At 30.8% G+C, this 8018-nt stretch carries 16 protein-coding genes; 15 read left to right on the top strand and 1 reads right to left on the bottom strand.

Annotated elements, in window-relative coordinates:
* Positions 1-369 precede the first annotated feature (369 nt).
* Entirely contained in the window at positions 370-690 is a 321-nt protein-coding gene (locus tag DW196_RS10815) for a hypothetical protein (RefSeq protein ID WP_147408691.1), read from the bottom strand.
* 140 nt (positions 691-830) lie between these two features.
* On the opposite strand from DW196_RS10815, the gene DW196_RS10810 reads away from it, so the two are divergent.
* From DW196_RS10810 to DW196_RS10740, 15 genes are all read left to right on the top strand, one after another.
* The gene (locus tag DW196_RS10810) at positions 831-1106 is read left to right on the top strand and encodes a hypothetical protein (RefSeq protein ID WP_118251265.1); all 276 of its coding nucleotides are present in this window, start codon (positions 831-833) and stop codon (positions 1104-1106) included.
* Between the two features lie 300 nt (positions 1107-1406).
* Complete coding sequence (locus DW196_RS10805; RefSeq protein ID WP_118251264.1) at positions 1407-1649, top strand: hypothetical protein; 243 nt, start codon at positions 1407-1409, stop codon at positions 1647-1649.
* 16 nt (positions 1650-1665) lie between these two features.
* On the top strand, positions 1666-1953 hold the full coding sequence (locus DW196_RS10800) for an immunity 53 family protein (RefSeq protein ID WP_158563575.1): 288 nt from the start codon (positions 1666-1668) through the stop codon (positions 1951-1953).
* Positions 1954-2086: 133 nt separating this feature from the next.
* On the top strand, positions 2087-2539 hold the full coding sequence (locus DW196_RS10795) for a pre-toxin TG domain-containing protein (protein WP_118251262.1): 453 nt from the start codon (positions 2087-2089) through the stop codon (positions 2537-2539).
* Between the two features lie 358 nt (positions 2540-2897).
* Positions 2898-3308, top strand: a complete 411-nt coding sequence (locus DW196_RS10790) for an Imm26 family immunity protein (RefSeq protein ID WP_118251261.1) — start codon at positions 2898-2900, stop codon at positions 3306-3308.
* A gap of 269 nt (positions 3309-3577) precedes the next feature.
* Positions 3578-4300: an HNH/endonuclease VII fold putative polymorphic toxin gene (locus tag DW196_RS10785; RefSeq protein WP_118251260.1), complete on the top strand. Its 723-nt coding sequence runs from the start codon at positions 3578-3580 to the stop codon at positions 4298-4300.
* A gap of 12 nt (positions 4301-4312) precedes the next feature.
* Positions 4313-4690, top strand: a complete 378-nt coding sequence (locus DW196_RS10780; protein ID WP_118251259.1) for an Imm50 family immunity protein — start codon at positions 4313-4315, stop codon at positions 4688-4690.
* Positions 4691-4707: 17 nt separating this feature from the next.
* Positions 4708-4896: a hypothetical protein gene (locus DW196_RS10775; protein WP_118251258.1), complete on the top strand. Its 189-nt coding sequence runs from the start codon at positions 4708-4710 to the stop codon at positions 4894-4896.
* Entirely contained in the window at positions 4881-5165 is a 285-nt protein-coding gene (locus DW196_RS10770; RefSeq protein ID WP_118251257.1) for a hypothetical protein, read from the top strand. The genes DW196_RS10775 and DW196_RS10770 overlap by 16 nt, the downstream gene beginning before the upstream one ends.
* Positions 5166-5264: 99 nt before the next feature.
* Complete coding sequence (locus DW196_RS10765; protein WP_118251256.1) at positions 5265-5687, top strand: hypothetical protein; 423 nt, start codon at positions 5265-5267, stop codon at positions 5685-5687.
* A gap of 299 nt (positions 5688-5986) precedes the next feature.
* Complete coding sequence (locus DW196_RS10760; RefSeq protein ID WP_187363597.1) at positions 5987-6406, top strand: hypothetical protein; 420 nt, start codon at positions 5987-5989, stop codon at positions 6404-6406.
* Between the two features lie 9 nt (positions 6407-6415).
* Positions 6416-6889: a hypothetical protein gene (locus tag DW196_RS10755; protein ID WP_118251255.1), complete on the top strand. Its 474-nt coding sequence runs from the start codon at positions 6416-6418 to the stop codon at positions 6887-6889.
* Between the two features lie 237 nt (positions 6890-7126).
* Positions 7127-7417: a hypothetical protein gene (locus DW196_RS10750; RefSeq protein WP_118251254.1), complete on the top strand. Its 291-nt coding sequence runs from the start codon at positions 7127-7129 to the stop codon at positions 7415-7417.
* Positions 7418-7433: 16 nt separating this feature from the next.
* Positions 7434-7739, top strand: a complete 306-nt coding sequence (gene imm40 / locus DW196_RS10745; RefSeq protein WP_118251253.1) for an Imm40 family immunity protein — start codon at positions 7434-7436, stop codon at positions 7737-7739.
* Positions 7740-7761: 22 nt separating this feature from the next.
* On the top strand, positions 7762-8018 hold a 257-nt coding region (locus tag DW196_RS10740), incomplete at its 3' end, for a hypothetical protein (RefSeq protein ID WP_147408690.1).

Raw genomic sequence — 8018 nt, 5'->3', positions numbered from 1 at the left:
TTTGTTGTGTCTACTGTTTAATTAAAAGATAAATTATTCATATTACAGTTCACTAAACTGAACAAAATAAGGAAATCAAAAGACTGTTAGATATGTTAATATTCTAGCAGTCTTTTTTGATTAAGTTTAAACTTTTTATCATGGTTCAAAAACTCAAAAGTATTTGAGGTACTGAAAATCTGTTGATATAGTTGAGGTTTTCAGATGTCAAATACTTATGTTCAAAAAGATTTGTAAATATATAGCAATTTTCGATTATACAAGAGTTAGTACCAGCAATCTAGGTTATGAGATACAGAATAAAAAGTCGTATGTATTTGCTTATTTTTTTCTTTGCAAGACAACTTCAAGTAAGATAAAACCAAATTGTCAATATTGGATTAACTTTCTTCCATTCTTTATAATATTATTTGGACTTTTCATTTCTACAGATAAATCATTATTTGTATCTTTTTCAATAAGTAAATATTGCATTATAATTTCATCGTCAATCTCTAATTCATCTAGTGCATCATTAGAGTTTATGTTAACTGTAATCTGAGTTCCATCTCGATACTCATTTTCACCGTCAATAGAAGGAATAACTTCAGCTAAAATACTATTATTATCTTTTTTCTTAACAATCGTTGAAAGGTCTTTTAAGTACCCGTCTTCGTCACCTCGCATATTATTTAACTGATTACTTGTCATACATCCTCCTAAAATGAATAAAAATATTATAAGTGTCGTAATTTTTTTTTTCATATATCCTCCTAAAAAAAATTGAAAAAATAATAATATTATTATATAATTAAAAAAATTAAAATTCAATTAAAATATGAGGAGTTTTTATGAAGAAAGGTTTAGGTCGTTTATTTTTATCGAGCGTATTTTTAGTGTCAATAGGGGTAACACATGTAGATGCAAGTGATTTTGATGACTATGTAAGTGAAAAAAACAACAAAAGTAATATTGTAGAAACTGATTACGTCAAAAAAGATTTTACTTATAATGAATTAAATGAAAATGTAGATACCTTACTTGCTGATCAACCTGAAACATATGCAAAAATTGCACTAGACTTTGCAAAGGGATATAGTCCAGATAAAGAATTTAGGGTATCATAGCTGATTCCTATTTATGATACTGAGGGTATCCTAGTAGCTTATGATTGTAAAATTACAGAAAATGGAAATGACCACGGTTATGTCATTGTTGATAATAGATTAAAAGGGAAGGATTTACGATTACTTCTGGTAAAGGGGCTCAAACATCTACAACAAACTCAGCTAATAGAAAATTAACTGATGGAGCAGTTGCAGGTGATAATGTTGGTAATAGTTTACGACCAGAAAATGTAGGGACTAAAGCAGGGGATTCCAGACATGTAAATAAAACCTGACACAAATACTACTGGTTCACATAGTGTGTTTAAACGTGATCATGTGAGTGGAGAAATAACAAATTATAAAACATATGAAACAAATCCCAAAAACCCTTCTGGATATGATGAGATTTTAGGATACGATGGAGTTGGAAAAGCACATTTTAATAAAATTACAGGTGAAAAATTACTTCCCCATGTTCATGAAAAATCAGCTCCAGGGGGTGTAAGAGCACCTATCGTAACAGATGAAATAAATGAGATTCCTGGGAAAGTTAAATTTTAATAGAGGAGGAAAAATATTGGATATTCTTATATGGTTACAAAATTGGTATAAAAAACAATGTGATGATGACTGGGAACATTTATATGGTATCACTATAGATACCCTTGATAATCCTGGTTGGGCTGTAACAATTGATATATCTGGAACTAACAAACAGAATACTCCCTTTAAAGCAATTAATTTTGATAATGGTGAATCTGATTGGATCCAATGTAATGTTGAAAATAATATATTTATGGGATACGGAGATACTACTAAATTAGTTCAAATTTTAAAAGAATTAAAAAAATGGATAGAAACTTAAATGCTATGAGGTGGCTTTAGAGGATCTGTGAGAAAAAAATTCCGTCGAGTAGTTAGGTACGTGAGAAGATACACCAAACTGAGAAAACCGTATCTTCTAGTGTCAAGAAGATACTACCCAAAAAATATACTGAGTGCCAGTAAAACGTTACACGGCTAGAAAAGTATTTAAAGTTGTTAACAAAGTGTGTCACACAACTAAAACGGTTTGGATTGGGACTAAGAAGTTTTATAATGAGAATAAGGAAGTCATTATTAAAACGACTATCGTAGCAGCAGGTATTGGAATGATGGCGGTTCCAAGTTTACAAGGAGCTGGATTACTGTATGGTATGACAATATTAGATGTGACAAGTGCGGCAACTGGTAAAGATTGGTTAACGCAAAGAAAACTATCTCCAGGAGAGCGTGTTTTAAATGTAGTAACAGCTATCCCAGTTACGAAAATCGCAGGAAAAATGACAGGCTTCTCACTTAAAGGAAGTAATTCAGTTGTTAAAGCAACAACAGCAGATACAAAAAATGCGACGAAGAATGTGACTAATAGTGTTAAACCAACACCTAAACCATCGCCTAGCCAAACATAGTTTCAGAGACAGAAGGATTTACAATTACTTCTGGTAAAAGGGCTCAAACATATACTAAAGTAAATCCTGATACAGGTGAAGTATACTCAGGAAGAACGAGTGGAACTGCTAGTCCAATTGATAATGTAGCCAAAAGAGATTCTGCTCACCATATGCATGATAAAGGTTTTGACACTGCAACTTTAGATAAATCATCTTCGAATAAAGATGCGAATCGAGGTAGATAACAACAATTAATAGAAGCAAATGGTGGAGCTAAGTCACAAGGAGGAAGTTCAGGTAATGCAATAAATGGAATTGGACCTGATAACAAAAATAAAGATTTTTATTTAAATGAGGCAGATAAGGAGTTTAATCGATGAAAAAAAGAAAAAACATTGGTGATGTATACGCAATAGAGTTACCAAATGGAAAGTATGCTTTTGGTAGAGTGATGAGAGAATCAGGATTAGCTGTCTATAAAGAAATAGGAAATAGTATAGATGATTTACCAAGTATAGAAGAGTATATGTTTATAATAAGTGTATTTGATTATGTGTTTAAAGAGAGCGAATGGAATTTTATAACAAACATACCCTTCGAAAATGAGGAAGAATCTTGGCCTCCTAAAAGAAGTGTGTATGATATGATTTCGAAATCATATTCCATTTATTATAAAGGAGAATTCTTTCCTTCAACAAAAGAGGAGTGTGAAAATTTAGAATCAGCTACAGTTTGGGGAACAAAATCACTAATAGATAGAATTATGGGTGATGATAAATGGAATTAGAATTGAATATGTAATGAAGGAATTACTATGAAAATACAAAGATTCATACTTTCCTCTTTTATAGGTGTTTGGTTATTGTTAACGACTCGCCTCATACATCAAATAAACAAAAGCTAAAAAAGTAACGCAGAAAAACGGTTTCCTTAGCTAAAAAAACAAACACTTTTAGGAAAAAAGTTGTTAATAAAATATGTCAGACAGCTAAGACGACCTGGAATGGGACTAAGAAGTTTTATAATAAGAATAAAGAAGTCATTATTAAGACAACTATGGTAGTAGCAGGTATTGGCATGATGTTCGTTCCAGGATTGCAAGGAGCTGGAGCGGGATTACTGTATGGTATGACTATTTTGGATGTGGCCAGTGCCGCAACAGGGAAAGATTGGTTAACACAAAGAAAACTGTCTCCTGGAGAGCGTATTTTAAACGTCGTAACAGCTATTCCAGTGACAAAAGTAGCAGGAAAAGTGACAGGTTTCTCACTTAAGGGTAGTAATGACTTTGTTAAAGCAACAACAACAGGGTCAAAAAATGCGACGAGGAATCTAGCTAATAGTGTTAAAACAAATCCTAAACCTGGACCAACACCAGCTCCGACTAGCTCAAGTTCTGGTGGACTAAATATGGACTTACAACTGTTTACTGAGAAACTGGTGGATAAACCTGTTTTAGCTAGTAGAAAAGGTGCTTTAAATCAAGCAAAAAGGGATGCTAATATCCCAAAAGGGCAGCATCCAGATTCGGTAATAAAGAAACCTATGACAAAACCTGATTTTATGGGTGGAGGAGTCTTAAAGGATTCAAGCGGTAAAGTAATAATGACAAGAGAATACAATTATACAAATATAAATGGCGAAAAAATAATTATCCAAGATCATAGTGCGGGACATGCTTTAAGTGGACAGGGAGCACATTTTATTGTTCGTCCTATTGATAAACCAAGAAATGGTACAGTAGAAGGTACCTTACCGCATTATCCATTTAATAAATAAAGGAGTTTTTTTATGTGGTATGAAAATTTAGAACAAACAGAGTTTTTAAAACAATTATATATAGATATTCCAGATATAGATTGCATTAATATTTTTGATTTTCGATTATCTGATAATGGAAAAAAACTATCAATATCATTTGTATTAGAAGAAAGTTTAGATTATATCCCTCCAAAGTGGAGGGTAAATTCTTTCAAATATCCCATAATTCAATTAGATTTTTTTGAGATTTCAAATGTAGAATTACTATTGTATGACTGTTTAGAGGACATGAAATTGAAAATCTATAAAGAGTGTAGCCAAAAAATAGTAGTAGAGGGTATTGGTAGAGCGAAATTTAAAGTTATATCTGAAATTGGGGTAATTCAAAAAATAGAAGGAAAAAGATAATTTATTAAAGTTTCACAATGACCTCATGGGGAAATACGGCAACTAATTTATCTAAAGTTACAGTAACAAAAGGGACTGTGATATATGAAGGGACAGCTGAGGCACAAACTTTAACTGATAACATGGGTAATATGATTGGGACATTACCAGGTGGTGGCAATCAAGTATATATACCGGAGGTTGATGCAAAATGGTTCGGAAAATAGAATGTGCATGTGACTTATTAGATGAAGAAATAGAAATAAAATCATTATCAGATTTAAATAATTGGAAGGAATACTTTTCTTTAAAAGTTTCAGAAAATGTATTTAAAGAGATTGTTGTCGATCAGCCTTATTATATAGTAAAAGGAACGTCTCAAACTATAGAATGGTATGCTGACAAGTGGTATAAATGTTTAAAATGTAATGCAATTTTAGAAGTTAAATACCCAGATTTTCCGGCGAATGGTTTTATAAGAAAAATAAAAAAATAACTGTACAACCATATTATTAATCTAATAAGTATTAGACAGAATATGGATGGTAGCTTCAAAGGGTTCATAGACAAGTAAGTATAAAATGAGGTGGCATTTATGGAGAATATAGAAATAATTTTTAAGGATATCTATGCCTCTGATATAAAAAAAATTTTTAAATGGTTTCTATTTAAAGAAGAAAATATTAAAAGCTCTCATTTTTTTGAAGATGGAAAAGATATAACTTATCAAGAATTATCAAATATTGAAGCTTATTTCAATAAAGTTAATACAGGTCAAATATTAATTGAAAATATTGATATAGGTACAAAAATAGATGAGGGGATAATAATAATTTCATTTGATAACAATAAAGGTGATTTAACAATAAATTTTGAAGAAACAGAAAATTTTGTAAATGATTTTTCAGAAGATATTTTATTAAAAATTAATGAAATTAAATTTATAATTCATTATTCAAATATAATATTTGGATATGAACCTAGTGAAGATGAAGATATGTTAGTATTTAAAATATAATAAAAATGTATCGAAATAGAACGGTTAAATATAGAAAAATATTATGGAGGAAACAGTATAAAAATACAAATATTCATACTTTCCTCTTTTATAGGTGTCTGGTTATTGTTAACGACTCTCCTCATACATCAAATAAACAAAAGCTAAAAAAGCCGTTAAAGAAACTCTCAAGTCCGTTAAGAAGGCAGCTAAAAAAGTAACGCAAAAAACGGTTTCCTTAGCTAAAAAAACAAACACTTTAGGGGAGTAATTCAGTTGTTAAAGCAACAACAGCAGGTAAAAAAAATGCGACGAAGAATGTGACTAATAGTGTTAAACCAACACCTAAACCATCGCCTAAGCCAAACATAGTTTCAGAGACAGAAGGATTTACAATTACTTCTGGTAAAGGGGCTAAAACCTCTACAGCAAATTCAGCCAAAAAAGATTTTGCTACAGAGCCGTTCTTACCTGAAGAATTTTATAAAAATAATAGACTTCCAAAGAATGTAGAACCAGGAACTAAATCGTTAGATAAATTTGATGATTTAGGTAATTTGAAACAAACGAAATATTATGATCAATATGGAAGAGAAAAAGGTTGGGTAGATTATACAGATCATGGTAGACCAGATGCACACAGCGCTCCACATTGGCATGAATATACTTATAATGAAAAATATCCCCTAGGGAAAAAAACAGATCATAAGTTTGACACTAATCCACCATATAAAAAATAGGAGAATATTATGTTAAAAAAAATTGATTTTACTTTTAATAATCCAAATAATAATGCAGATATTTTAATTGAATTATTAGTATGTATGAGGCAGTGTACTGGCCTTGAAAAGGTAACGGTAGGAACAATTGATGCAGTGCCAAATGATCAAAAAATATTCTACGAAGAAAAAGGTATGTTTAGTGAAGAAGTTTTTAATTTTAATAATCAGGTAAGGGACGAACATGGTTTGATAATTCACCTTGATGAATTACTTAAAGTATTAAAGCAGTGTAGAACTGTTTGGGAAATAAGTGTTGCTATAACTTTGTCAGAAAGTAAATTTATACCTTCGTTGGAAGATACAGAAAAAAAAGTTGATAGTTCTGTACTAATTGAGTTAAATCTTATAGAAGGAGATTTATGTTCCATTTTTTATAAAGATGATATAAATAGTGATAATTTATTTAAAGTATTAGAAAAGTATGAAATAGCCATTCTATAGTTCAAATTAAAGGCGTTAAAATGAATTAGATTCGATATACTCAATTTACTATATTTCCATGGGCTAAAGTATCTAGAAAAAATCGCTGGCTTCTCACTTAAAGGCAGTAATTCAGTTGTTAAAGCAACAACGGCAGGTACAAAAAATGCGACGAAGAATGTAGCTAATAGTGTTAAACCAACACCTAAACCTGTACCAACACCAGCACCGACTAGTTCAAGTTCTGGTGGACTAAAAATGGACTTACATCTGTTTGCTGAGAAAACAACAAATAAAAATCCTTTAGAAAATATTCAATACACAGATAAAGTTAAATTACAGATGAAACAAGCTGATCATCACGGATTTCCAGAAAGTGTTAGTGCTTTTGGTGGAGATAGTAAAGTGTCTTCAATAATTGGTGGGGACAAAATATCAAGAACTAAAGTTGAAATCCCAGGTAGTTATATGGGAAAAGAGGGTGTCTTTGAATACATAATAGAAGCAGATGGGAAAACAGTAAACCATAGATACTTTAGAGCAAATTAAAGGGAGATATAAATAAATGAATGAGAATATACCACAAGAAATACAAAAAAAAGGAATTTCATTGCAGAAATTTGGTACTAACGATATTGGCTGGACATATTTAAATGCGCTTGAAGTAATTGATTATCTAAAAAATAATTACCATACTATCTTAGGTGGTGATGTCTATAAAAAAAATGGAAATGGATATACTCTTACGTATGATAACTGGTATATAAACGAGTCAGATTTTGATAAATCAATTCAGATTTCAAAAAATTATATTGATCATTATCATGAACAAAATGGAGAAGAGTTTATTTATACAATTATTTATAAATAAAATTATTTTTGGAGGAATCAGTATGAAAATACACAGATTCATCCTTTCCTCTTTTATAGGTGTTGTTTTAGTATTTAATAGTTCGATAGTACTCGCAGAAGAAGATACAAATTCTTCTTCTGTTGAGTATTCAACAATGACAATATGCACTAAAGAGAAAGAAGGTACTTTAGAGAGTGAAGTGACTGAATCTAGCTCAAAAGAAAAAGTGAAAAACTCAGAAACATCTACTCCTAAAGAGACAAATGAATCAACAACAAAAGACATATCAACAGACCA

The organism is Vagococcus sp. AM17-17 (genome assembly GCF_003471765.1).
In the GTDB taxonomy this organism is placed as follows: domain Bacteria; phylum Bacillota; class Bacilli; order Lactobacillales; family Vagococcaceae; genus Vagococcus; species Vagococcus teuberi.
Note: the sequence above shows the minus strand (reverse complement) of the source record. Positions and strands in the feature narration are given on the sequence as shown.

Excerpts from the sequence above, each read along its gene's own strand:
- DW196_RS10815 (WP_147408691.1), bottom strand. The coding sequence starts at position 690 with ATGACAAGTAATCAGTTAAATAATATGCGAGGTGACGAAGACGGGTAC.
- DW196_RS10810 (WP_118251265.1), top strand. The coding sequence starts at position 831 with ATGAAGAAAGGTTTAGGTCGTTTATTTTTATCGAGCGTATTTTTAGTG.
- DW196_RS10790 (WP_118251261.1), top strand. The coding sequence starts at position 2,898 with ATGAAAAAAAGAAAAAACATTGGTGATGTATACGCAATAGAGTTACCA.
- DW196_RS10785 (WP_118251260.1), top strand. The coding sequence starts at position 3,578 with ATGGTAGTAGCAGGTATTGGCATGATGTTCGTTCCAGGATTGCAAGGA.
- DW196_RS10780 (WP_118251259.1), top strand. The coding sequence starts at position 4,313 with ATGTGGTATGAAAATTTAGAACAAACAGAGTTTTTAAAACAATTATAT.
- DW196_RS10775 (WP_118251258.1), top strand. The coding sequence starts at position 4,708 with ATGACCTCATGGGGAAATACGGCAACTAATTTATCTAAAGTTACAGTA.
- DW196_RS10770 (WP_118251257.1), top strand. The coding sequence starts at position 4,881 with ATGGTTCGGAAAATAGAATGTGCATGTGACTTATTAGATGAAGAAATA.
- DW196_RS10765 (WP_118251256.1), top strand. The coding sequence starts at position 5,265 with ATGGAGAATATAGAAATAATTTTTAAGGATATCTATGCCTCTGATATA.
- DW196_RS10755 (WP_118251255.1), top strand. The coding sequence starts at position 6,416 with ATGTTAAAAAAAATTGATTTTACTTTTAATAATCCAAATAATAATGCA.
- DW196_RS10750 (WP_118251254.1), top strand. The coding sequence starts at position 7,127 with ATGGACTTACATCTGTTTGCTGAGAAAACAACAAATAAAAATCCTTTA.
- imm40 (WP_118251253.1), top strand. The coding sequence starts at position 7,434 with ATGAATGAGAATATACCACAAGAAATACAAAAAAAAGGAATTTCATTG.